Origin of the sequence: Terrisporobacter othiniensis (genome assembly GCF_000808015.1) — a bacterium.
Lineage (GTDB): Bacteria > Bacillota > Clostridia > Peptostreptococcales > Peptostreptococcaceae > Terrisporobacter > Terrisporobacter muris.
The window spans coordinates 1-26,198 of record NZ_JWHR01000062.1 but is presented as its reverse complement, the minus strand read 5'-3'; the positions used below and the strand labels follow the sequence as shown (position 1 = coordinate 26,198).

Here is a 26,198-nt window from a genome sequence, read left to right as displayed (position 1 = left end):
CTATAAATATTAAATATATTAAACTTAAGTATTTTTTGATTTTAATTTTTAACTTGTTTATATATTTATATTTACAGAAGTAATAAAATATGTAACTAATTTGTAACCTCTATTTATTTTTCTAATTCATTTTTGATAACATTTAGTAACTATCTTAATTTCTGATATAAATTTTTTAATATTTTGTAATTTATTTATCTTGCATCTTTAATTATATTGTAAATTTTAACGTATGTATCTCCAACTTCTTCTGCTGATTTAGCCTCTTCCTTTGACACTCTATAATACAATTCTGTAAGTTCTATTGCTACATCCTTTGCATTTCTTTGTGAAGATCCTGTTATTTTTGTTTCTGCCATTTCTATATTCCTCCTAATTTATATTAATAATAACTTTCTTTTTTATTCTCTATCTTTTCAACTATCCACTTAATTATATCTTCTTTTACTTCTTCTTTATTAATCTCATTTAATATTTCATGTCTACCATCTTTATATAGTATACATTTCACGTCTTCAATTCCTGATTTTTCATACCTAATCTTTAGGTTTAACAAGCCCTTACCATTATTACCAACAGGGTCTTTATCTCCTGAAACTATTAATATAGGCAAATCTTTTCTAATTTTGATTATATTTTCTCTATCTTCTATAAATTTGAGTCCTTGTATAAAATCTTCAAAAAATCCACACGTACACATAAATCCACACATTTCATCATTTATATATTTATCTACTTCTTTTTCATCTCTGCTTAACCAATCATAATCTGTTCTGCATGGTTTAAAGTTTCTATTATTTGAACCAAAGAATAAACTATCTATAAATTTACTAACATATTTTCTTCCTTTAATCTTACAAGTGAATTTAACTATTAAATTAGCCATATTAAGCAGTGACCCAAAATCTCCATTAGAACCAGAAAGTATAAGTCCATCTATTTCATCTCCATATTTAATAGCGTAATTTTGAGAAGCAAAAGATCCCATGCTATGACCAAATAATATTAAAGGTACATCTTTATTTTCTTCTTTTATTATTTCTGTTAATGTATGTATATCATCTACTAAACAATCAAATCCATTTTCATCTGCTAAATAACCTGCATTTTCTAATTTTTTTGCAGTTTTACCATGACCTCTATGGTCATTAACGTACACATTGTACCCGTTATCGGTTAATATTTCAGCAAAATCTTCATATCTTTTGCCATGTTCTGCCATACCATGAGATATTTGTACCGCACCTTTCACAGCTACATTTTCATCACATTCAAATTTATATGTATATATCTCTTTCTCGTCTATTTTAGAAGTAAAATAAAAATTGCTACATCTCATAATTTTCACCCTTTCAATTAGTTTCCCATTTAAGTATAACAAATTTTTAACATGTTTGTCTTTATATACAAAAAAAGTAGCACGATATTAATTCGTGCTAGTGTGGGTTAAATTACTTAAGCTAATTTTTTATTTAACATTTAATAAGCTATCTAATTAAATAATATAATAATACTTTTTATAAATCAATTATATATCTTGAATAATAATTCTATTTTAGAATGAAAAAAGCCATCTTAAAACCCCCATTTTAAAATGACTTCTTAAAAAGAATAAATTTAATAATTACAAAATCCGTTCACGATTTCCCCCAAAAGATTCCCCTTCCCATAGGCAAACCTTTTCAACCAATTACTCAAAGTTTAAATTTAATATACCCAAAATTTCATTTGTAATAAAAATTTTCGTTTTTCTATTACAAATATAATTATAAAACATTTTCCTAATAAAAGCTAATACTTTTTTATTATTTAGAAGTAAAATTTTTTCTTTTTATAGAAAATTCATTTCTATTATTAACAAACATTTTTACTTAATCCAATCAATTTGTTATAAAATTAACAATTCAAAGTATATGAAACCTATTATATGTAATGTATTTAATAAACTAAAAAAATAAAGATGCATTAGCATCTTTATTTTTTTAGTTTATTTATTTAATTTACTTTTTACTATATCTTCTACATAAGATTTACATCTTCCGCATCCTTTTGTAGCCTTAGTTTCTTCTACAACTTTTTCAAAACTATCTGCTCCATTTTTTATACTTTCTTCTATTTTCTCGAAAGATACTTTTCTACAATTACATACATTCTTATTTAAGTTTTCCATGTTTGTCCTCCAATATATTATGACTAATTATATGTTTATATTATTTTGTAATATATTTATTCCCTCATATCTCTAAATATAAACATTTTTTTATTTTTACTATTATTTACCTCTCCAAAAAAATAGTTAATTATATATTTAAATTCTTTTCCAAATTATATATATAAATTTATGGAAGAATTATTATTATAGGATTATAATATATTGAAATAACTTATTTTTCATATGGAAAGGGGAACTTATGAATAAATCAAAAGTATATTATACAAATTTAAGAACAGACTTTAAAAATAATCTACTAGACAAATTACAAAAACTAGTTATCAAAGCAGGAATAGAAGATATTGACTTTGAAAACAAATATAGCGCTATAAAAATACACTTTGGAGAACCGGGAAATCTAGCTTATTTAAGACCTAACTTTTCTAAGGTTATTGTGGATTTAATAAAATCAAAAAATGGCAAGGTATTTTTAACAGACTGTAATACTCTTTATGTTGGTGGTAGAAAAAACGGACTTGAGCATTTAGATTCGGCCTATACCAATGGTTATAATCCATTTACTACAGGATGTCATATAATAATTGCTGATGGAATAAAAGGTACAGATGAAGCTCTTGTTCCTGTTGAGGGTGGGCAGTATGTTAAAGAAGCTAAAATAGGTCAGGCAATAATGGATGCTGATATTTTTATTTCTATGAGCCATTTTAAAGGACACGAGTCTACAGGTTTTGGTGGTGCCTTAAAAAATATAGGTATGGGATGTGGATCTCGCGCTGGTAAAATGGAAATGCATAGTAATGGAAAACCTTTTGTAGACGAAAATTTATGCGTTGGATGTAGAACATGTTCAAAAAACTGTGCACATGAAGCTATTTCCTTTGGACAAAATAAAAAAGCTTCTATTGACCACGATAAATGTGTTGGATGTGGCAGATGCATTGGATCATGTAATTATGATGCCGTAAATTCTCCTACTGATGAATCAAATGATATTTTAAACAAAAAAATAGCTGAATATTCTAAAGCAGTTTTACAAGGTAGACCTCATTTTCATATAAGCTTTGTTATTGATGTATCTCCTAATTGTGACTGTCACAGAGAAAACGATTTAGCTATCATTCCAGATGTTGGTATATTTGCTTCTTTTGACCCTGTTGCTTTAGACATGGCATGTGTAGATGCTTGCAACAAACAATCTATCATACATGGTAGTTATTTAGATGAAAAAGACCTTAATACTCATGATCACTTTATAAATACTCATCCTGAAACAAACTGGGAAGTTTGTATAGATCACAGTGTTAGACTTGGTCTTGGAAATAAAGAATACGAATTAATAGAAGTATAAAATTTAAATAATAAAAGAGTAGTAATCTTATATTGTTGTAAATCCAATAAAAGTTGCTACTCTTTTTATTTACAATTGTTGTAAATTAAATATATAATCAAATTTCTTATTACTTATAATTTCATGAGTTATAAATTTTCCATTGTAATATAAGCTATATGTAGTAAAAGGTATATGAGAATTTTGCGCTTGCTTTTTATTTTTAAATCTAACAGTTTTCAAATTTATGTTTCTTTCCTCTGCATAGTCTTTTATAAGAGAAACATACTTTGAAGTAAATGGGCATTGATGTGAATAATATAATACAAATCCTGATTTATTTATAATTTCTTCTTTTACAGAATCTTTGAATTTAGGTATAAGTACCTCTTCTCCAAATGGGAAATATAGCAATTCAAAGTATGGATTGACAGCATCGGCTACTAAAAAACCCTTATTTATAAGGTATTTTTTATCTGATAAATAAGGTTTCTTTTTGTTTGAAGATAATATTACTAACCCATTTTTCCCCTTATCTTTGCTATCTTTTATACATTCCTCAAGTAGCTTACTACCTATGCCTTGTCCTTTATACTTTCCTGACACCCAAAAACAATTTATAAACATATAATTATATGCAACAATTGGACACCAAGCATTTTCAGAAGGTATATATTCAATAAAAACTTTACCTCTCACATCTCCTTTCTTAAATACTAATCCATTTTTTAATTCATTTTTAATCCAATCTTTTTTTGACGAAACTTGATATTCTCCCTTTTTATCAGAAAGAGCACAACATATATGTTCTTTATCTATATTTTCAAAGTTTAAATCTATAAAATTCAAAACAGATTCCTCCTTAATTAGTTTCCACCATATATCTCAAAACTGTTTTAAGTTTTTCCTGTGATGTTTTTCTAAAATCAGATATATAAATTTCTCTATGACTTTTATCCCTTAGAGATAATTTATTGTTATGACAAAATTCTTTCATAATTTCAAAAGTTCTATATTCCTCATCAAAAGGTCCCACATGCATCATTTGAACACACATACCTTCATTTATTTCTCCAAATTCAACTTCATCTAAATACTTGTTAAATTTTTTCTTTTTAGTAATATCCATTGCTAAATCAAAAACGTCTTTTGTAACAAATTTAGGTTGTCTAATCATTATATTATATACTAGATGATTTTTATCAAAAGTCTCTTTTTTCCTACCTTCTTCGTCCAATCCCCACATACCTTCCAATGGATATACTGTATAATCAAAGTACCCTTCTGGAGTTATATCTTTTTTAGGCATCATTTTTATAGCATAAGCTATGGAATATAGTACACCTACTTTTTCAGAAAATTCCTCACTGTTTGGATTTCCACTACCTTTTATTTGTATAAACTTAAACTTTTCCATGTTGACAATTTCAGGTTTATCTTTTGGCAAATAATATTTCTTTTCTTTTTTTCTCCATTCATGTTTCATAATGACTCTTCCTCTTTCTTAAATTAAATATATTAAAACTTTTCATTATAAATATTTAAAGTTTCTTTCATCTTCTGTAAAACTATGTTTCTTATACGTAATGGCTCTAATACTTCCACATAAGGTCCAAAAGAAAGTATATATCCATACAACCATTCACTTTCTGGAAATTCCATTGTCACTTCATAAGTTCCATCTTTATTTTCCATAATTGATTCTTCATCAAAATCATCAAAAGCTCTGTATAAAGCTTCTTTTTTTACTTTTAATTTCACTTTTACAGTATTCCAAACTTCTTTTTCTTGTTTGTTTTTTTCTACTAGTTTAAAATCCCTTTTTATAAAACTTTCTTCCTTCATCTCAATATTTTTTATTCTACTTATTCTAAATAATCTAAAGTCTTCCTTTAATCTACAATAACCATACAAATACCAACTTTGCCCTTTGTAAATAAGTTTAATAGGTTCAATAACTCTCCTAGACTTATTTGCCAAACTATTTACATAGGTGAATTCTATTAATTTATTATTTAAAATTGCATATTTAATTTTATGAAATTTATCGTCTTCATGGGTTTTGTTACCCCATCTAGATAAATCTATATCTATCCAATTATCATTGTTATTTGTCTTATTCATAAATCCCATCTTGTCAATTACAGAGCTTATCTCTGGATACTCAATAGTTGATAGGGCTTTTAATGCCAACATTAAACTTTCCTTGTCATCTTTAGATAATAAGGTTTTATTTATTGAAAAATCTTCTAGTAAACTAATGCCTCCATTTTTCCCTTTGCTCATATAAACTGGTACTCCTGACAAAGATAATGTTTCTATATCCCTGTATATGGTTCTAGTGGATACTTGGAATTTATCTGATAATTCCTTAGCTGTAACTGTTTTTTTATTCAAAAGTATCAATATAATTTCTGTTAATCTATTAATTTTCATGGAATCCCTCTATTATTTTAATTATTTTATAAAACTAATTGATATAATTTGCTTAATACAAAAGTTTCATCTTTATGTATTCCCTTTATTATATCAGACATTTCTATCAATAATTGTTTATATCCACTTTCATATAGATTCCACATGAGATTTCCTACTTTATCCCATTTTTTAGATATATTTATAAATTATTCTCCTATTTCTTTTATTTCTCTTGATTTTAATATAGTACTTGCTTCTTTTAGAAAATCTCCATACATACGCCTGAAAATTCCACCACCAGTGCCACCATCTGCATTTATTTGAAAATAATTAGTCATTCCAGCTTTTCTTAATTTTTCATCTTCAAACTTGCTCCATTTCAATATTTCTTTTGAAAACTTGTTAATACCATTTAAACCTAATAACTGTGCTGATGGATTTAACATCTTGTCACAAGTTTCTCTTATGGCTGCTTTTATTATATTCGGTGTAACTTTTCCACATTTATCAAGTTTCATATCTAAATATTTATTTTTAGCCGGAAATGGTCTATGATTACTACTTCGTGCCTGTTCTATTTCGAAATAATTTGCTAAATGATAATCTTTAGATATATAACCCTTTGGAGTTCTTATTGGATTATCAGAATTATCTCTGTCACTTATATAAAATTTATTTTCTTTATCATCATATCCAAAAATAACTATGGCATGTCCTCCAAAATGACTATCTTCTTCTAAATTTAAATATTTCAAATAAGACATATCTACATATACTAAAACTGCTTTATTATCATTTATTAGCTTGTTAGTTTTATCACTATAAAATCATCTCCTTTGATTAGATATTATCATTACTAATATGACAACATTATGTCTTATTAATAATATTTTTATATATAAAGAAAGCTATAATCGATAAATTTTGTATTTATCAATTATAGCTTATTGTTATAAGGTTTATTTACATGTACTAATTTATTAAAAATTAGACAACACTTTCAAATTACATAACTTGTGCTAATATAGCTTTTATTTCATCATGAGTAGCTTGAACTGGGTTAGTAGCACCACAAGCATCTTTCAATGCATTAGTAGCTAATATATCAAAATCTTTTTCATTAGCTCCAAGTTCAGCAAATCCTTTAGGTATATTAACATCAACAGATAATTTTCTGATTGCAGCTATACAAGCAGCAGCACCTTCATCATCATTCATTCCAGATACATCTACACCCATAAATTTAGCACAGTCTTTTAATTGCTTAGCAGCAACTTTAGCATTAAATTCTTGAACTGCTGGAAGTAATATTGCATTACATACACCGTGTGGTAAGTTATAGAATCCACCATATTGATGAGCTATTGCATGAACATATCCAAGTGAAGCATTATTAAATGCCATACCTGCTAAAAATTCTGCATAAGCCATTTTATCTCTTGCTTCCATATTATTTCCATCAGCAACTGCATCTCTTAAATAATCACTTATAAGTTCAATAGCTTTTTGTGCACAAGCATCTGTAACTGGAGTAGCAGCAGTAGATACATAAGCTTCAACTGCATGAGTTAAAGCATCCATTCCTGTAGCAGCAGTTAAAGAAGCAGGCATACTAACCATTAAATTAGGGTCATTTATTGCAAGAACTGGATTAACATGTTTGTCAACGATCGCCATTTTAACATGTCTTTCTTCGTCAGTTATAATAGAGAATATTGTCATTTCAGAAGCTGTACCAGCTGTAGTATTTATAGCTATAAGTGGAAGTTGAGGTTTTTCAGAAACGTGAACACCTTCATAATCTTTAATATTTCCACCATTTGTTGCAACTAAAGCTATACCTTTTGCACAATCATGCGGAGAACCTCCACCATAAGATATAACAAAATCACATCCATTATCCTTAAGTACTTTAACACCATCCATTACATTAGTAACAGTAGGGTTTGGTTGAGAACCAGGATATACAACAAATTCAACACCATTAGAAGCTAAATTATCAGTTATTCCTTTAAATTCTGCACTACCAGCAGATCTCTTTCCACAAACTATTAAAGCTTTTTTAAATCCTCTTGATTTTATTTCCTCTGGTAAACTGTCTGAACATCCTGGTCCCATTAAACTAACACTTGGCATATAAAAAGTAAAAGCCATATTAAAAAACCTCCTTAAAATTTTAATTTATTGTATATATGTAGTTAGCTACATAATAACTTAACATTTTAGAATAAAACTTATTTATTCTTAATTTTGCAGGATTCCTGATATTCCAGTGGTGTTATTCCGTAAACTTTTATAAAATTTTTATTCAGATGACTTAAATCGTAAAACTCATATTTACTTGCTACTGTGTTAATATCGACTCCTTCAGATAAATCATTTTTAACTGCTTCTATTTTGCAATCTAAAATGTATCTATATGGAGTTACACCAACCTCTTCTTTAAATATTCGTGAGAAATAAAATTTAGATAAGTTTATATACTGACAAATTTCATCGATACTTAGCTTCTTTTTTATATTGTCATTTATATATTTTATTGATTTGGTGATATAGGGATTAGCGTTATATATTTTACTACTTGGCATGACAAATATTAACGCTCCTTTCTATTTAGTAAACAAAAGTTGCTTAATATAGCGCTATTTAGTTTTATTGTATTTACTATTATATTTGCTATAGTTATATTATAGAACAACTTAAGTTTTCGTGTATAGTAAGATATTGCTTTATTTCTATAAATTCACAATATTCTAGCTATTATACAAAATACATAACTAGAAATTAATAGATAAAACCATCATCTAAATTCAATACATTTTAAATGATGGTTTTTATACAAATATAGTTATCTAACGAAAACATATTCTATTATAATCTATTTTTTATTTTATTATCACTATTCTTAATAGCTTTAATATATCCATGTTTGATCTTTAGCTACTTCTTCTATAAATACTCTTCCTCTATCCTCCTCATATTTAGCTTGATGATATTTAAATACTATTTTAGTATCATCAATTTTTCCTACTATTTCAATTTTCCCCCTTACAGTTGACATACAATATTTAAAACATTTACCTTGACCATTTTGCAAATTTTTAGCTCCTTCTACTATATCAATAGCTTCTTTTAGTGGGACTTGAAATTGATTTTTCACACCTGTTACAGGTCTGCATTGAAAAATATAATAAGGTATTACTCCTATTGATGTAATTTTCTTTAATAGATCCCCTAGTACTTGGCTATCATCATTTACACCTTTCAGTAATACAGTTTGATTTTTTATGATAACACCAGCTTCTTTTAAATATTTAATAGCATCACTAGCTTCATTGGTAACTTCTCTTGGATGATTAAATTGAGTTACTACATAAATCTGCTTATTTTCACTGTATTTACTAAGTATTTCTTTAAGTTCATTATCTCTTGTTATTCTTTCAGGATATACTACAGGTATTCTTGTCCCAAACCTGATAATATCAATATGAGGAATATCACATAAAACCTCTAAAAACTTTTTAATTTTTTTATTACTATTTAAAAATGAATCTCCTCCAGAAATAAGTATATTACTAATTTCTTCGTGTTCTTTAATATATTCTAACATATCTTCAAAATGTTTAGCTATTTCTTCATCTGATAAACCTACTAAACGTTTTCTAAAACAATGTCTACAATACATTGCGCAGTGATTGGTAGATAAAACTATAACTGTTTGTTTATATTTATGTTGCATTCCTGTAATAATAGTATTATCTGCTTCACCACTTGTATCAAAACTTCCATTTAGATCTGTTTCTTCTAATGAAGGAATACACATCTTTTTTATAGGATCATTTGGATCATTAAAATCAACTAATGATATATAATAAGGTGTAATAGACATAGGGTATTTTTCAAGTATTTCATTCATTTTTACTTTCTCATCTTCTGTTAAATTCAAATATAAATTTAAATCTTCTACTCTTGTTATATTCTTTAATAACTCTATATTTTTCAATATACCACCCCTTAATAAGTAAATTAAAATTCCGAAAAATATTATTCATTTTTTTAAATATGTGAATTATATTTTTCAATAATTAAAATATTACAAAATTTTAGAATATATATTAGTAAATACTATATTATATGACGAATTTCCTTTTTTTTTGAAAATATTATCTTATAATTTTTCTTACTATAGCTCCTATTCCAACGCCCACAGTTACTGTCCCTAAGATCATTTCGACATTAGACAATAATAGTGATGATTGAACTGGCTCACAACTATATCCTCCTACACCTAAAAATATACCTGAACTTAGTGCCAGTGATTCGTTATAATCTTCAATAAATTGTACAAAATTAAAGTTTTTTAATGTTTCTAAATTATAAACAATATAATTATTATCAATATCTACTCCGATAAATAAATATAAAAATGCAAATAGAACTATTAAAAATATACCTACAAATAGTGCATTAAAAGGTCTTTCTCCATATCCACAAAATGCTCTATACAAAAATGACGCCATCTTTGGTAGCGGATCAAGAGTTTTACTTTCAGTTTTTTTGCATAAATAATAATATTCACCAAAATTATTATCTAAAGTATTTTCTTTAAATTTATCTGCTATAGTCTCATAAGTCATATACAATCCTTCATATTCTTGTCTATCTTTTTTTATTTCCACTAATTTATCAAAAAATGTTTTTTCGTCCAATTTTGTTTTATATTTATCATCAAATTCAAAATCTACAATATAACATTTATGTGTTTTAAGTCCGCTTAAATCACTATCAGAAATTGTTATTTTATTTAATTCACATTTATTTATAATAACACTTTTCATCATACATATTTCGAATGAAGTATTTTTTATTAAACAGTTTTCAAATATTGCATATGATAAATCTGAGTTTTTAAATTTACTGTAAAACTCACAGTTATAAAATTCACAAGAATAATTTGTTTTATTATTCAATGATGGAGACTGTATGCTATCCTCCATGATAAATATACAATTTTCAAAAATTACACCACCTAATATAAATTTACAATCATAAAATTTACAACCTATTATTCTACAATTGATAAATTTAACATTTGCAAAAGTACAATCTTTAAAATTTGCACACACTATATCACTATTAGAAATGTTATAATAATCTTTTTCATCTAATATACCTTTTTTGCCAATAAATTCATTTTCTATAGTTTCATAACTATATCTATCATCAGGATTATAATCAGTCATCTCTTTTTTGTGTTTAAGTATATAACTATAATTTTTTTCCTTTAAAATTTACATAAGCCATAGCAATTTCTCCTTTTACAAACTCTATAACTTATTATTTACATAAAAAAAGACTTAAATACATCATTTAAGTCTTTTATAAATATTAGTTATCTAATACTTCATTTCCTTGTATATCTTCAACCTCTACACTCTTACCAAGTAATTGAATTCCTATAAACATTGCTACAAATGCTAATGGTAAAACTAGATAAACAGGTAATCCAAATCCTGCTGGTATATATCCAAACACTATGGTAATAACTCCCACAAATATTGAGTAAGGCATTTGCGTTCTAACATGATCTATATGATTACATCCAGCTCCCATGGATGAAAGTATTGTTGTATCTGATATTGGTGAACAGTGATCTCCAAATATAGCTCCTGTTAATACTGCTGATGTTGCAACTATTACATAAGACATATCTGGATTTATTGAATATGCAAGTGGTATAGCAAGTGGCATAAGTATTCCCATTGTTCCATAAGAAGTTCCTGTTGCAAATGATATTATTGCTCCAAGCACAAATATTAAGCTTGGTACTATAAATGGTGGTAGAGAACCTGATAATAATGTAATTAAATATTTTGCTGTTCCTAACTCTTTTATTACTGATGAAAGCGACCATGCACATATTAATATTACACCTGTTATTACTAATGTCTTCATACCATCTACCCATACATCTAAAGCTTCTGATACTGTAAATATTTTTTTAGCTACACCCATAACCATTGCTACTATTCCTGCAAATAAAGCTGACTGGAATAAAGCTACTGATGCATCTGCATTTGAGAAAGCTTCTTTTATCCCATTAAATGATGCTGGTGAATTTTGCATGATTTGAATTACTGCACTATCTTCTCCACCAATTATTGCTGTATATCCACTGTAATAAAAAGCAAATAATGCTCCAACTATTAATGCTCCTATTGGTATTATCGCATTCCATACACTAAGTTTTACACCCGGTAATGGTTCTAAGTCATCATGTTTACTTAATTGTCTATTTACTTCTTCATTTGAAGTAAGATTTTGACTTCCCCTTCTACACTCTAATTCTGCTTTTCTCATAGGACCAAAATCTTTTAAAAGTAATGCTGTCATTACTATGAATCCTAATATTAATATGTTGTAAAATCTAAATGGAATTGTATTTAAAAATACTCCAAAAGCATTTGCCTCAACTCCAATAGATGAAAATGCATCTCCTATTAGTCCAATCTCAAGGCCTATCCATGTTGATATTATTGCTATACCTGCAACTGGCGCTGCTGTTGCATCTATTATAAAGGCTAATCTTTCTCTTGATACTTTCATTTTATCTGTAACAGGTCTCATCATAGGCCCTATTATTAATGAATTAGCATAGTCATCAAAAAATACAAATAATCCTGCAAACCAAGTCATTATTTGAGCACTTTTTGCTGTTTTTGCTCTTTTTGATAAGGCTTCAGCTATGGCTTTTGCACCACCCATTTTTCCAACTAGATTTATAACTCCCCCAATTGCTAAGACCTGAAGAATTATACCTGCATTCCATGGATCTGCCAAAGAATCAACTGCTCTTTGAATTAAATCCAGGAATGAATAAAATATTGCCATAAAAGGATTATTTCCTGTTATATTTAATATAAATCCTCCTGACATAATCCCTATAACTAAAGATACTATAACATTTTTAGTTATAAAAGCAAGTGATATAGCAACTAATGGTGGTATTAAAGTCCATATTCCAAATTTAGCTGCATTTTCTGCTGCAACATCAACTTCTTCTGCAAATGATAGAGCCGTTGTCATTATGAATAGCATGGTTGTCATTAAAACTAATCTCAAATTTCTTCTTTTCATTTTCTTTTCCCCCTAATATTTTATAGTGAATATTATAAGGGCTATTTTCTCTAATTAAAAAAGACCTTGATGTAAGAGCATCAAGGTCATAATTATACTAAATTATAAATCCATTTGATAGCTCACCACTAATTTCTTAGTGACAGTGATATACATATTATATATATCCCCAGCTAAATAACCTTAAAGCTTCAGTTATATGCTTCGGCGATGTTCCCTTTCACAATAATTCAACGTTGCTTAACTCCTTATCGTTACTAATAAAAATCGCACCTCTACCTTAAATATTCACTTTATAGTTATGAGTATAAGCTATATTCCATTATTTGGCAAGTATTTGTTTTAACCTTTTTATTTATCATTATAAATATTTTTATATTTAATTTATATTTCTGAAATTTTTCTCTATAATCTTATTATAATGATAAATCCCTGGGGGTGATTGTATGAGTATTTTTTTAATTATTATACTTACGATTATCATGTTAATATACAGCGTATTTAATAATATTTTTCTTGGATATGGATTGACTATTTCTTTAATTCTATTTTCTTTAGTTGGTGTAAAAAGAAGCAAAACTGTAAAAGACCTTCTTAAGCTATATGCATTTGAGTCCAAAAGATCTTTACCTATCATAGAAATCTTATTATTAATTTCTGTTTTAATAAGTGCTTGGCTATGTTGTGGCACAATCCCTGCTATAGTCTACTATTCATTAAAATATATTAATCCTAATTTATTCATTTTATTTTGTTTTCTAATACCAGCTATAACATCCTTTTTAATTGGAACTTCTTTTGGTACTATAAGCTCCGTGGGTATACCTCTTATTATTATTGCTGGGGCATCTAATCTTAATTTAAATTTAGTTGGAGGAGCAATAATGTCTGGAGCATACTTGGGTGATAGATGTTCACCTTTATCTTCTAGTCTACTTCTTCTTTGTAATTTGACTAAAGTTGAATTATTTAATTATGTAAAAAAAGTATTTATCTTCGGAATTATTCCAACTATTATAAGCATTATTTTTTATCTATTATTTTCTTTAATAAATCCTTTAACTTTTATTGATAACTCACTAAGTTTAGCTTTGTATAAAGATTTTCATATAAGTCCTATTTTATTAATACCTGCTATTATAATCCTTATTTTGTCATTAAATAAAATACCAATTACTAAATCGATAACTATAAGTGTTATAACTTCCATATTAATTTGCTTTATTATTCAAAAAACTAATATATTAGATTTGTTTAATCATATTATATTCGGATATAAAACTTCTTCATCTTTATCAAATATAATTAAGGGTGGAGGTATTATTTCAATGCTTAAAACTTGTTACATAATTATTATTTCTTGTTGTTTAACAGGTTTTTTTAGTGGTTTAAATATTTTTGCTGGTCTTGAAAAATATTTACAACAGATAAAATTGAATCGAAGCAGATTATTTTTAATAACTTTATTTCTTGGCTTAATCATATCTAGTATCGGGTGTAGTCAAACAATAGCTTTTATTTTAACTATAGAAATACTTAGGGATACTTATAAAGATTTAAAAAATGAAGATATAGCCATGGAATTTTCTAATTCTGCCATTGTTACCTCTGCGCTAGTTCCATGGTGTATTGCTGCACTTATTCCTACTTCAGTTTTAGGTATAAATAGCTACAAGTTTATCCCTTATGCTATTTTTTTATATATAGTGCCTATTTGTCATCTATGCTACTGTATCTATCTGGATTATTATAAAAATAAAATATACAAACTTTTTACTAAAAGAGAGATAAAAAATAAATAAAATTAGTATTATATCCCTGCATAAAAACATACTTTATAGTTAGTTAAGTAAAAATAGTAATAATTTCCATAACAACTGAAATTATTACTGTTTTTGTTTTGTATTTCAAATCATTTTATATCTAACAAATCTTTTATAACTTGTGATGCCATTATTAATCCTCCACATGAAGACATAAATGAAATACTTCCAGGTAATATTCTATGACCATTTGATATTTTTTCTTTAAGCTCTAGTGGTTGTTCAGTGGAAAATACGACTTTCAAATGCTCTATACCTCTATTTCTGAGCTCTTTTCTCATTACTTTAGCCAATGGACACGTATGAGTTTTTGAAATATCATTAATTTCTATTTTTGTTGGGTCTAATTTATTCCCCATTCCCATGGAGCTAATTATAGGTATGTTTTTGTTTATACATAACTGAATTAAATGAAGTTTTGAAGAAACCATATCTATGGCATCTACAACATAGTCATAATTTTCACTAAATATTTTATCACTACTTTCCTCATTAAAAACACAACTAAATTCTTTTATGTTCAAATCTTTATTTATATCTATTAATCTATCTTTTACTACTTTAACCTTATCTTTATTTAAATTAGAAATCAATCCTGGTAATTGTCTATTAAAATCACTTTCTTCAACTTTTGCATAGTCTACTATTGTTATATTTCCTATGCCAGCTCTTACTAATGCTTCTACACAAAAACTTCCCACTCCTCCTACTCCTATTATAAGAACACGGGAATTTTTTAGTTTGTTCATTCCTTCTTCACCTATGAGTAAATTTGTTCTCATTGAAAAATTATTATTCATATATATTCTCCTTTAAATATTACTATTAACTATACTATATAGTTTTTCCTAGAAGAGTAAGTATATTAGTAAAATATTAAGTTATTAATTTTTTAGATAAATCATCTCTATATTTTTACACATAAACCCTAAATTTTGTAACATTTATGTTAAACAAAAAAATCCCTTTAAATTATTCTATATACAATAATTTAAAGGGATTTATATAATATATTAAGCTATTAAGCTTTCTTCTTTTTCATCTATATCTACACTTTTTCCAAATATTTGTATTCCTATAAACATTGCCACAAAAGCTAATGGAATTATTAAATAAATTGGAAGTCCAAATCCTGCTGGTATATATCCAAATAATATGGCTATACTTCCTACAAATAAAGCATATGGCATTTGTGTTCTTACATGATCTATGTGATTACATCCAGCTCCCATTGAAGAAAGTATTGTTGTATCTGATATAGGAGAACAGTGATCTCCAAATATAGAACCTGTAAGTACAGCACTTATGCAAACTATTATATAAGACATTTCAGGACTTATTGAGTGAGCAAGAGGTATAGTAAGTGGCATCAATATTCCCATTGTTCCATAAGATGTTCCTGTTGCAAATGAAATTATTCCACCTAATATAAATATTATACTTGGTAATAAAAATGCTGGTACAGAACCTGATAATAGCTGTATTAAATATCTTGCTGTTCCAAGCTCTTTTATTACTGATGAAAGTGACCATGCACATATTAGTATTACACAAGTAATAACTAAGGTTTTCATTCCATCTACCCACATTTCTAATCCTTGTGATACTGTAAATATTTTTTTACCAACACCCATAGCTATGGCAATCACACCTGCAAATAAAGCAGATTGAAATAGGGCTACTGATGCATCTGCATTAGAAAATGCTTCTCTTATTGCTACAAATGATAATGGTGAATCATTGAATATTTGAATTAAACTTGTATCTTTTCCACCTATTATTGTAGTATATCCACTGTAATAAAATGCAAATAATGATCCAACTATTAATATTCCTATTGGTATTATAGCATTCCATATATTTAATTTAACACCTGGTAATGGCTCTAAATCACTATGCTCATTACTTATTTTTTCATCTATATCTTTATTAGAAATTAAATTTGTTTCTCCTCTTCTAGCTCTTAATTCTGCTTCTCTCATCGGTCCAAAATCTTTTAGTAAAACTGCTGTTATAACTATGAACCCAAGTATTAATATATTGTAAAATCTATATGGTATAGTATTTAAAAATACACTAAATGCATTGGCATTAACTCCTATTGCATTAAATCCATCTCCAATTAGTCCTACTTCTAAACCTATCCATGTTGATATTATTGCTATACCTGCAACTGGTGCTGCTGTTGCATCTATCACGAAAGCTAATCTTTCTCTTGAAATTTTCATTTTATCAGTGACAGGTCTCATCATTGGTCCTATTATTAAAGAGTTTGCATAATCATCAAAAAATACAAATAAACCTGCTATCCAAGTTATTAATTGAGCACTTCTTGGAGATTTTGCCCTTTTTGCTAAAGCTTCAGCTATAGCTTTTGCTCCACCCATTTTAGCAACTAAGTTTATTACTCCACCTATTGCTAAAACTTGAAGTATAATCCCTGCATTCCATGGATCAGCCAATGCTCCCACAGCTCTATCAACTAAATCTAAAAATGAACTAAATAATGCTGAAAATACATTTATGCCATTTAAGTTTAATAAAAATCCACCTGACATTACACCAATAACTAAAGATACTATAACATTTTTAGTTATAAAAGCTAAAATAATAGCTACTAATGGTGGAAGTAGAGTTAATACTCCATACTTCTCTGCATTTATTACAGCTATATCTTGTTCAGCTGCAAAACTGCATACACTCGACATTAAAATCAACATCGTCGTTATTAATAATAATCTTACATTTCTTTTTCTCATTTTATTTCCCCCTATGTGATGATTGTGAATATTTTAGGGTTTTGCCATTTTTTATAATAAAAAAACCTTGATGGCTTCATCAAGGTTATAATTACATACTAAAAAATAATATAGTTCTTCTCAATGATAGCTCAACACTAAAATTAGTGACAGTTGCATATATATTCTATATACACCCAGCTATATAACCTTAAAGCCTCAGTTATATGCTTCGGCAATATTTCCTTTCTTAACAAATCATCGTGCTACCTCATTGTTAATACTGATAAACACTGCACCTCTACCTACATATTCACTTGTTGTTTTTTTATAGTATATTATATATTTTTTTAAAATACAATATAATTTTTCAAAATTATTCGTATTTTATAAAAACTTTTACGTATTTATATAATAAAATACAAATCCGTAAGGTATCCAATCAGATATATTAGAACTTAAAAGTGAATAGTTAAGTTCATCTAAAGTTATTTTATTATCATCTAATAAGTATACATAAGTTTTTTTATTTTCTTCGAACAATTTCAAATACTTAAAACTATACTCAAAATAATCTTCATTCTTGTTATCTCTATATTGATCTCTAGAATCATCTTCAATCATGAAAAATTCTTTGTCTTTGCAGGATAAATAAGTCAATATTGGGTCATCTTGCTCAGTGTATTGTACTATCAATATACTACCATCTTTATTATTTTTACTATTATTGTAAAAGTCATTCCATATTTTTTTATTTCCTACAATTTGTTCATTTTCTACCACTACTATATTGTTCTTTTTTGCTTCTTCTACTGTTAAATTTTTTGCATCTCCATATGACTTTAGTAAGTCTTTTACCTTTTGTGAATCTTCTGATGAATATACTTTAAGTTCTTTATCATTAAAGGTATTAATAATATTTTCATTATCAATATTTTCACATCCTATTAAACTAAAAAAAATTATACATATAATAATAGAAATTATCTTTTTCATCTTCTACCCCCTAAATACTGCTTATTAATATTTTCTTTTTTTTTGAAATAATTCCTTCAATTTTCATTCTTTATGATTGTAAAAATTCTGACAAATTATTTAATTTTCAATATTTATTAAAGGATTTTCTCATATATTGTTGAATATTAGTAAAATATCTCATTACAAATATATTTGGAGGATTAGACTATGTTATTAATCAATAATACTAGCACAAATGCTTACTTTAACTTGGCTATGGAAGAATATTTCTTAAAAAATACTACAGAAGATGTATTTATGTTATGGAGAAATGAAAGTGCCATAATAGTAGGGAAAAATCAAAATACATTATCTGAAATTAATTATGAATATGTAAAAGAAAATAATATTAAAGTTGTCAGAAGACAGTCTGGTGGAGGAGCTGTTTTTCACGACTTAGGAAATATAAATTTTACATTTATCTCTTGCAATGATAACAGCTTTAGCGACTTTAAACGATTTACAATGCCTATAATAGAATGTCTAGAAGATTTAAATATACATGCTGAATTTTCAGGAAGAAATGATTTACTTATTGATAATCAAAAATTTTCAGGTAATGCTCAATACAACTATAAAAATAAAGTAATGCATCATGGCACACTTTTATTTTCTTCTCAAATAAATGATTTGTCAAGCGCACTAAAGGTAAAACCATCAAAATTTGAAGGAAAAGGCGTTAAATCCGTTAAATCTCGTGTTACTAATATTAGCAACCACTTAAAAAAAAGTATGACTGTTTTAGAATTTAAAGATTACTTGATGAACTTTATAAATAATAAAGATGAGAATAATCACTTTTATGAATTAAGTGATCATGATATAAATGAAATAAATAAATTAGTCGATGAAAAATATAGTACTTGGCATTGGAACTTTGGTCATTCACCTAAATACTCCCTTAATAATGAAGTTAAATATCCTGGTGGTAATATAGAGTTTAGTTTAAATGTAGATAAAGGGATAATTAATGAAATAAAGTTCTTCGGTGATTTTTTTGGTAAAAAGGATGTTTCTAATATAGAAGATTTATTAAAAAATGTAATGCATAATGAATCTAGTATAAAATCTACTTTAAACAATATCGATATTAATGATTATTTTTTAAATTGTAATATAGATATTTTAGTAGATGGAATAATGGGTGTAAAATAGATATTAAGATAATTAATGTTCTCTTTATATATACAATCTTTACATTTTAAAAATGAAGAATAAGCTATATGCCTATTCTTCATGCATTCTTTTCTTTTCGAAATTATCTAAATCCTTATTTAATTTTTTACCTATCTTCCAAGCTAAAAAAGTTATTAAAAGTAAAGTTACCACTTTTAAAGGACTTGTTATAAACCCCATGATGTCGTTACCTATATAGCTAACTATAAAAAACATAACAAGCTTACCTGCTACTACAGCAGATATAAAATCTGTTGTATGTCTTTTAGCTAAACCTTGAGATATTGTAACTACACAAGCTGGCAAAAATGGACAAGCATAAGCTAAAAATAGTAGCTTAAATCCTTTTTCCTCAACCCAATCAATTGCTTTTTCAACTTTTTCATTTTTTAATATTTTAATAAATTTCTTATTACCAATTTTCTTAACTAATAAAAATAAACATATTGTTCCAGATGTAGAACCTATCCATGATATTATTAATCCTGGATACATACCAAATAAGGCTGCATTAGCAGTGACAATTGCAACTAATGGTAATATTGGTAAAAAGCTTTCTATAAATACACTAGTCAACCCAACCATAATTGACAATAGCCAATAGTCATTTACGATATTGTATATATTTTGAATAAAATCCATAACAGCCTCCTTCCTATGAATTAAAAGTTTTAAAAATATTATATCATAATATTTTTTGTTTAAATCAATTATGAATAAACTTTCATATTTTCTTAACAATTTACGTTATTATACCCTTTATTCTTACTTTTTTCTTACTTTTTATAATTAATTATTTGTGTTTACTAAAAATCATCTAAAAAATAAAAAGACCGCTAAAAGCGATCTAAAGTTTATTTCAAGATTTGTTTTACATGTAAATCCATTTGAGGATATGGTATTGAAATATTTTCTTCATCAAATTTAATTTTAACTTGCTCTAATAAATCAAAATATACTGTCCAATAATCAGGTGTATTTACCCAAACTCTTACAGCAAAGTTTAAAGAATTTGGACCTTGTTCAAATAAACCTACAAATGGCTCTGGATAATCAAGAACTAATTTGTTTTTAGCTACTATTTCTTTTAGTACGCTTCTAACTTTTAAAATGTCACACTCATATCCTGCTGAAAATATTAAATCCACTCTTCTAGTATCTTTTGTGGAATAATTTATTAAACTTCCATTTGATAAAGTTCCATTTGGTATTAATACCACTTTGTTATCTACTGTAGTTAAAGTAGTATAAAACACACCAATTTGTTCAACAGCTCCTTCAAATTGACCTGTTTGAATATAATCTCCAACTTTAAATGGTCTAAGAAGTAAAATTATAAATCCACCTGCAAAGTTTGATAAACTACCTTGAAGTGCAAGACCTATTGCAACCCCAGCTGAAGCTACTATGGCAGCTAAGCCTGATAATTCTAAATCCCAATATCCACCAGCAATCACAAGTACTAATAAACCTTTTAAGGATATGCCTATAAAAGATTTAGTAAATTTCACTAATGTCATATCTATATTTCTTTTTTCTGAAAAAACTACAAATTTTCTTGCTAATTTATTGATTACCTTAAACCCTATTACTATTAAAATTATACCAATTACTAATTTTGCACCACTAGTCATCGCCCAATCCAGTATTTTAGTAGTCATAGTTTCTATTGTCATATTTTTAAAATTCATATTTTGTATTTCTTTTTGCATTTCTTCAAACATTAATTTACCTCCAAATTCACTGCATATATAAATAAAATAATACACTGTTTTGCGATTATTGTCTAGAATGAAGGTAAACAATTATAAAAAATCATATAATGTAAATTTATGTAATTTAATCTATTAAATAATCATCCATACTTCTAAAATAAATTTCCACAGGCTTTTCTTGACTACTAAATAAAAGAGGTGTAAGAGAATAAGCATAGCTTCCTGCATTGTTTATGGAAATCAAGTCATTAAGTTCAGCTTTGGGTAGTACAATATCTTTCGCTAGAATATCAACAGCTGTACATAAATTTCCACCTACAGTAACTATTTCTTTAAGATTTTCCCTTTCATTTTCATTTTTAATTAAACTTATCTTATAAGAATCATAAGATGTAAAGAGTGGCTCCATCATTTTTAAATCATTTTTTTCATTAGTATAAGACACAATAAGCTCGCTAATTGTAGGTTTAAAGAATCCATTATATCCATTTTGCACAATTATGTATTTTGAGCCTCTAGATTCTTTAATATCAATTATTGGTGTAACATAAACTCCACTTTTACAAACTAGAAATCTCCCACTTTCTATGATAAATCTAGTATTTAACTTTTCTTTATATTTTGCAATTAAATTATTTGACATAATACTAAGTTTATCAATATCTAAATTTTTATAAGAATCACCATATGATATACCTAATCCTCCACCAAAATTAATAAATTTAAGATTAAAATTCATTTTATCTTTACAAAATAAAGCAAGCTCCAATACATACTCATAGTAATTATAAATAGTTTCATAATCTAAAATTTGTGACTGAAGGTGTACATGAATTCCTATAATTTTAATATTATTTAGATTATCTATAAAGTCTTTGTAATCTAATAAGCTTTCTTCATCAACACCATACTTACTACTTAGAGGCTTTCCTCCAAATACATTATAATTAGCATTAATTCTTAAACCTACTTCCAATTGAATATTTCTATCTTTTCCAATTTCATTTAATAAACTTAATTCATTATAACTATCAGTGGTTATTATACATTTATCCATAGATTCTTCAATATCTTTTCTTCTTTTTCCTGGTGAAGAATAAATTATATTTTCTTTATTTATATTAGCTGCACTTGATATTTCCACTTCTTTAGCAGATGCGGCATCAGCGCCTATACTATTCTTACTTATAAGTTCTACTATATTTTTATTTGGATTAGTCTTAATAGAATACAAAATCTCAAATTCACTGAATTTATCTTGTAATATATTAATTGCCTTTAAAATTTCTTCCTCATCATATATATAAAATGATTTATTTACTTTAGACATTTAATCTTTTAAAACATTATTATTTATCATTCCTGTCCTCCCCCTAAAAGTTTTTTATTATATATTCCTATTGAAATTCTATATTTCTTGTTTTTATCCTTTATTATGAACTAATTATTAAATAATAAGAATATCTATTTAAATAATAATCTTGAATCAAAGCAATAAAAAATCTTCCTTCTATAGTATCAAGGAAGATTTTTCTTTATAATAATGGTGAAAATAAGCGAAGTATTAATCGACCAAATTTAACAGGCCATTTTATATCTTCACACTCTTTTAGACTTATTTTTTGACACTTTTCTAAAGTCTTTACAAAATCATCTCTTACTTTTAATACACTATCCGTATTATATAACCATGCACCACATTCAAAGTGAAGATATAAACTTCTGAAATCTAAATTTATACTACCTACCACCGCATACTCATCATCAACTACAAAAGTTTTAGAATGCATAAATCCTGGTGTATATTCATAAATTTTTATACCATCCTTTATAAATGAGTGATAATATGACTTTGTAACTGCATGGACAAACCATTTATCAGGAATATGAGGTGTAACAATTCTTACATCTATACCTGATTTCGCCGCTATTTTCAATGATGTTGCCATTTCATTATCTATTATCAAATAAGGAGTATTTATATAGATATAATTTTTTGCCTTATTTATTAGATTTAAATATACAGTTTCCCCAATAGGTTCATTTACTAGTGGACTATCATCAAAAGGCTGTATATATCCTCTACCTATATATTTCTCATTTGTATATTTTTCTGGCTTATAATTTAAATAATCATCATCAGTATTGTTTATAAAATCCCACATACTTAAAAACATTACTGTTAAATTAAATACCGCATCTCCCTTGATTAATATGGCTGCATCCTTCCAATGACCATACTTTTCGTAGGCATTTATATATTCGTCAGCTAAATTAATGCCACCCATAAACCCCACATATCCATCTATTACTGTTATTTTTCGATGATCTCTATTATTTAATCTATTGGTAAATATGGGTACAAACGGATTAAATACTCTACATTTAATACCATATTTTTTTAATTCATCTGAATATCGATAAGGTAACTTCATTACACATCCAACATCATCATAAATTACTCTTACATCTACGCCTTCTTTAACTTTTTCCTTTAAAATATCTAAAATTGTATTCCACATTATCCCTTCTTCAATAATGAAATACTCTAGAAATATAAAATGTTTTGCTTTTTTTAATTCTTTAACTAATATTTCAAATTTAACTTCTCCTGGAGATAAATATTCATTATAAGTATTTTCATATATAGGACAATTGGCATAATTCAATATATATGAAGATTGATTTTTAGCATGCTCGTTTTGTTTCCCCAATCTTTCTAATACATCATAATCTTGAATTAATGATGATTTCATTTTTATATTTTGAGATTTCATCTTTTTCTTTTCTCTTTTACTTAATTTATTTCCACCATAAATAAGATAAAATGTTCCTCCAAATATGGGCAGTATTAGTATTGGTACTATCCATGCAATTTTATAGCTCGGATTACTTTTACCATTTAATATATATACTACTAAGATACATCCAATTACTAAAGATGCTATATAAAAGTATAAAAAATATTCTCTGCACGTTAAAATCACTAAAAAAATAATATATATTTGTACTGCCAAAGTTAAAAAGAAAAATATTAATCTTTGAATAGAATTTTTATATAATTTTTTCATATATATTTTTTATTTTCTCCCCTTTAAAATTTCGCATATATAAATAGTATATCTTAGTTTATGTTATAGTGTGAAAATTTTCCACTAAATAATATTTTAACTCAAAAAAGGCTTAGAAAATTCTAAGTCTTAAAAAACATCATATATATCAGAAAGCTCTAAAGTAATCTTTTGTGCATCCACTATATGATCTGTTGGCATTTCATATAAATCTTTTTCATTCAATTTTATATTTGGTAAAGAAATTGTAAACTCGCTGCCTTTATTTTCTTCACTTTTTAATGATATTTCTCCTTCAAGTAACTCTACCAAAGATTTTACTATACTTAAACCAATACCACTACCTTCATTTTCTCTATTAAATGATTTATCTACCCTTACAAACTTTTCAAAAATACTGTCTATTTTTTCTTTTGGAACACCTATACCACTATCTCTAATTTTTATATGAACGAATTCATTATCAAAAAATAAATTAATAAATATTTCTCCTCCTCTTGGAGTAAATTTAATTGCATTTGATAAAATGTTTAACATTATTCTTTCCATGTATTCCCCATTACATCTAATTATCTCCTCTTCTTTTTCTGTATCAAATACTATTTCAATATTTTTCTGTTCAGCATAAGTTATGACAGATAATGAAATATCTTCACATAATTTCACTATATCATAATTATTAAATTTTACTTTTTCAAAATTAGAATCAAATTTTGTTAAATCTATTAAGTTTGTTATCATTTTAAACATCCTATAAAAATTCACTTTTAAACCTTTATTATATTTTTTATATGCTTGTTTAAAATCATTTGCATCTTTCTCTACATTTAAATCTAAAACCTGAATAATTGAATAAAATATATTTAATGGAGTTTTTAATTCATGGGATAAGTTAGCAAAAAAATCACTTTTCAACTTATTATGAATCTTTATTTCATCATATTTTTCTTTTAAGTTTTTAAGGTCACGTCTATAAGTTATATTTCTTGCTATAAGTATCCAACCATCCTCATTATTTTCACTAGTTGGTGAGCTTATTGTTTCTATATCTATCGTTTCTCCATTTTTACATCTTAAAGAAATTTCTTGGAATTTATTTGTATACAAAATGTTCGTACCTCCTATTACAATTTCATCCAATTTTTTTCCTATAAGCTCTCCTCTTGAGTAACCTAATACATTACATGACTCATCATTTAAATATTTTATATTTTTATTATTATCTACTATTGTTATTAAATCTCCAGCTTTTTTAGTTATTATGTCAAATAATATATTTTTTTCCTCTATCTCTTTTTTTAATTTTATTATTTCTTCATTCTGACTTATTTGAACAATAAGTACTTCACCATATTGCGTACTGACAACTTTATCAATTTCTAGAAACCTTTCATCTCCGTCACTCTTATCTATGACTCCACTCCACTTTTTATTACTTTTAATAGAATTAAGTATATTGTGTCTAATTTCTTCTTCTAAACCTTCATAAGCTATTTTACACATCTTGCTTATTTCCTCAAAAAAATTCAAACTATTTTCATGAATATTATACCTTTTTCTAACTTGCTCATTTGCATAAATTATAAATCCATCTATATCAAAT

Annotated in this window: 23 protein-coding genes and 2 riboswitches; of the genes, 3 read left to right on the top strand and 20 right to left on the bottom strand. The window is 26.5% G+C overall.

Features of this window, described 5'->3' with window-relative positions:
• Positions 1-194: 194 nt before the first annotated feature.
• The 3 genes from QX51_RS20870 to QX51_RS05915 form a co-directional block, all read right to left on the bottom strand.
• The gene (locus QX51_RS20870) at positions 195-359 is read right to left on the bottom strand and encodes a hypothetical protein (protein WP_200886381.1); all 165 of its coding nucleotides are present in this window, start codon (positions 357-359) and stop codon (positions 195-197) included.
• 23 nt (positions 360-382) lie between these two features.
• Entirely contained in the window at positions 383-1,339 is a 957-nt protein-coding gene (locus QX51_RS05920; RefSeq protein WP_039678983.1) for an alpha/beta hydrolase, read from the bottom strand.
• Between the two features lie 648 nt (positions 1,340-1,987).
• Positions 1,988-2,170 (bottom strand): (2Fe-2S)-binding protein, encoded by a 183-nt coding sequence (locus QX51_RS05915; RefSeq protein WP_039678982.1) that lies wholly within the window; start codon positions 2,168-2,170, stop codon positions 1,988-1,990.
• A gap of 241 nt (positions 2,171-2,411) precedes the next feature.
• Here QX51_RS05915 and QX51_RS05910 point away from each other — a divergent pair, with 241 nt between their 5' ends.
• Complete coding sequence (locus tag QX51_RS05910) at positions 2,412-3,521, top strand: DUF362 domain-containing protein (protein WP_039678981.1); 1,110 nt, start codon at positions 2,412-2,414, stop codon at positions 3,519-3,521.
• A 69-nt stretch (positions 3,522-3,590) separates the two neighbouring features.
• On the opposite strand, the gene QX51_RS05905 is transcribed toward QX51_RS05910, so the two are convergent.
• The 9 genes from QX51_RS05905 to QX51_RS05865 all read right to left on the bottom strand — a co-directional run bounded on the left by QX51_RS05905 (position 3,591) and on the right by QX51_RS05865 (position 13,055).
• Entirely contained in the window at positions 3,591-4,349 is a 759-nt protein-coding gene (locus QX51_RS05905; protein ID WP_039678980.1) for a GNAT family N-acetyltransferase, read from the bottom strand.
• Positions 4,350-4,362: 13 nt separating this feature from the next.
• Positions 4,363-4,986, bottom strand: a complete 624-nt coding sequence (locus QX51_RS05900; protein WP_152607215.1) for a GyrI-like domain-containing protein — start codon at positions 4,984-4,986, stop codon at positions 4,363-4,365.
• Between the two features lie 32 nt (positions 4,987-5,018).
• Entirely contained in the window at positions 5,019-5,936 is a 918-nt protein-coding gene (locus tag QX51_RS05895) for a helix-turn-helix transcriptional regulator (protein ID WP_039678978.1), read from the bottom strand.
• A gap of 188 nt (positions 5,937-6,124) precedes the next feature.
• Entirely contained in the window at positions 6,125-6,718 is a 594-nt protein-coding gene (locus tag QX51_RS05890; RefSeq protein WP_257560516.1) for a BtrH N-terminal domain-containing protein, read from the bottom strand.
• Positions 6,719-6,923: 205 nt separating this feature from the next.
• On the bottom strand, positions 6,924-8,072 hold the full coding sequence (locus QX51_RS05885) for an iron-containing alcohol dehydrogenase (protein WP_039678977.1): 1,149 nt from the start codon (positions 8,070-8,072) through the stop codon (positions 6,924-6,926).
• A gap of 80 nt (positions 8,073-8,152) precedes the next feature.
• Positions 8,153-8,506, bottom strand: coding sequence for a helix-turn-helix transcriptional regulator (locus QX51_RS05880; RefSeq protein ID WP_052232901.1), 354 nt, complete (start codon positions 8,504-8,506; stop codon positions 8,153-8,155).
• 326 nt (positions 8,507-8,832) lie between these two features.
• Positions 8,833-9,921 (bottom strand): KamA family radical SAM protein, encoded by a 1,089-nt coding sequence (locus tag QX51_RS05875; RefSeq protein ID WP_039678976.1) that lies wholly within the window; start codon positions 9,919-9,921, stop codon positions 8,833-8,835.
• 160 nt (positions 9,922-10,081) lie between these two features.
• Positions 10,082-11,161 carry a pentapeptide repeat-containing protein gene (locus QX51_RS05870; protein ID WP_082007799.1) on the bottom strand — a complete coding sequence of 360 codons (1,080 nt, stop codon included), beginning with the start codon at positions 11,159-11,161 and terminating at the stop codon, positions 10,082-10,084.
• A gap of 145 nt (positions 11,162-11,306) precedes the next feature.
• The gene (locus QX51_RS05865) at positions 11,307-13,055 is read right to left on the bottom strand and encodes a Na+/H+ antiporter NhaC family protein (protein ID WP_039678975.1); all 1,749 of its coding nucleotides are present in this window, start codon (positions 13,053-13,055) and stop codon (positions 11,307-11,309) included.
• A 110-nt stretch (positions 13,056-13,165) separates the two neighbouring features.
• Positions 13,166-13,341, bottom strand: a riboswitch (Lysine riboswitch).
• Positions 13,342-13,501: 160 nt separating this feature from the next.
• On the opposite strand from QX51_RS05865, the gene QX51_RS05860 reads away from it, so the two are divergent.
• Positions 13,502-14,857 (top strand): Na+/H+ antiporter NhaC family protein, encoded by a 1,356-nt coding sequence (locus QX51_RS05860; RefSeq protein ID WP_039678974.1) that lies wholly within the window; start codon positions 13,502-13,504, stop codon positions 14,855-14,857.
• A 110-nt stretch (positions 14,858-14,967) separates the two neighbouring features.
• Here QX51_RS05860 and QX51_RS05855 read toward each other — a convergent pair whose 3' ends face one another.
• From QX51_RS05855 to QX51_RS05845, 3 genes are all read right to left on the bottom strand, one after another.
• Positions 14,968-15,678, bottom strand: coding sequence for a tRNA threonylcarbamoyladenosine dehydratase (locus tag QX51_RS05855; RefSeq protein WP_039678973.1), 711 nt, complete (start codon positions 15,676-15,678; stop codon positions 14,968-14,970).
• A 213-nt stretch (positions 15,679-15,891) separates the two neighbouring features.
• Positions 15,892-17,637: a Na+/H+ antiporter NhaC family protein gene (locus QX51_RS05850; protein WP_039678972.1), complete on the bottom strand. Its 1,746-nt coding sequence runs from the start codon at positions 17,635-17,637 to the stop codon at positions 15,892-15,894.
• A gap of 119 nt (positions 17,638-17,756) precedes the next feature.
• Positions 17,757-17,928: riboswitch (Lysine riboswitch) on the bottom strand.
• Between the two features lie 87 nt (positions 17,929-18,015).
• A complete protein-coding gene (locus QX51_RS05845; RefSeq protein ID WP_039678971.1) occupies positions 18,016-18,612 on the bottom strand; it encodes a DUF4362 domain-containing protein in 597 nt (198 codons plus the stop codon).
• A 189-nt stretch (positions 18,613-18,801) separates the two neighbouring features.
• Between QX51_RS05845 and QX51_RS05840 the strand changes: the two genes are divergently transcribed.
• Positions 18,802-19,788 (top strand): lipoate--protein ligase, encoded by a 987-nt coding sequence (locus QX51_RS05840; RefSeq protein ID WP_039678970.1) that lies wholly within the window; start codon positions 18,802-18,804, stop codon positions 19,786-19,788.
• Positions 19,789-19,860: 72 nt separating this feature from the next.
• Here the strand turns inward: QX51_RS05840 and QX51_RS05835 are convergent, their stop codons facing one another.
• The 5 genes from QX51_RS05835 to QX51_RS05815 form a co-directional block, all read right to left on the bottom strand.
• Positions 19,861-20,451 carry a TVP38/TMEM64 family protein gene (locus QX51_RS05835; protein WP_039678969.1) on the bottom strand — a complete coding sequence of 197 codons (591 nt, stop codon included), beginning with the start codon at positions 20,449-20,451 and terminating at the stop codon, positions 19,861-19,863.
• Positions 20,452-20,663: 212 nt separating this feature from the next.
• Positions 20,664-21,533 carry a mechanosensitive ion channel family protein gene (locus QX51_RS05830; protein ID WP_330376044.1) on the bottom strand — a complete coding sequence of 290 codons (870 nt, stop codon included), beginning with the start codon at positions 21,531-21,533 and terminating at the stop codon, positions 20,664-20,666.
• Between the two features lie 115 nt (positions 21,534-21,648).
• On the bottom strand, positions 21,649-22,854 hold the full coding sequence (locus QX51_RS05825; protein WP_242842696.1) for a type III PLP-dependent enzyme domain-containing protein: 1,206 nt from the start codon (positions 22,852-22,854) through the stop codon (positions 21,649-21,651).
• Between the two features lie 205 nt (positions 22,855-23,059).
• A complete protein-coding gene (gene cls / locus QX51_RS05820; protein ID WP_330376043.1) occupies positions 23,060-24,511 on the bottom strand; it encodes a cardiolipin synthase in 1,452 nt (483 codons plus the stop codon).
• Between the two features lie 213 nt (positions 24,512-24,724).
• A partial coding sequence (locus tag QX51_RS05815) for a PAS domain-containing sensor histidine kinase (RefSeq protein WP_039678967.1) occupies positions 24,725-26,198 on the bottom strand: 1,474 nt, incomplete at its 5' end.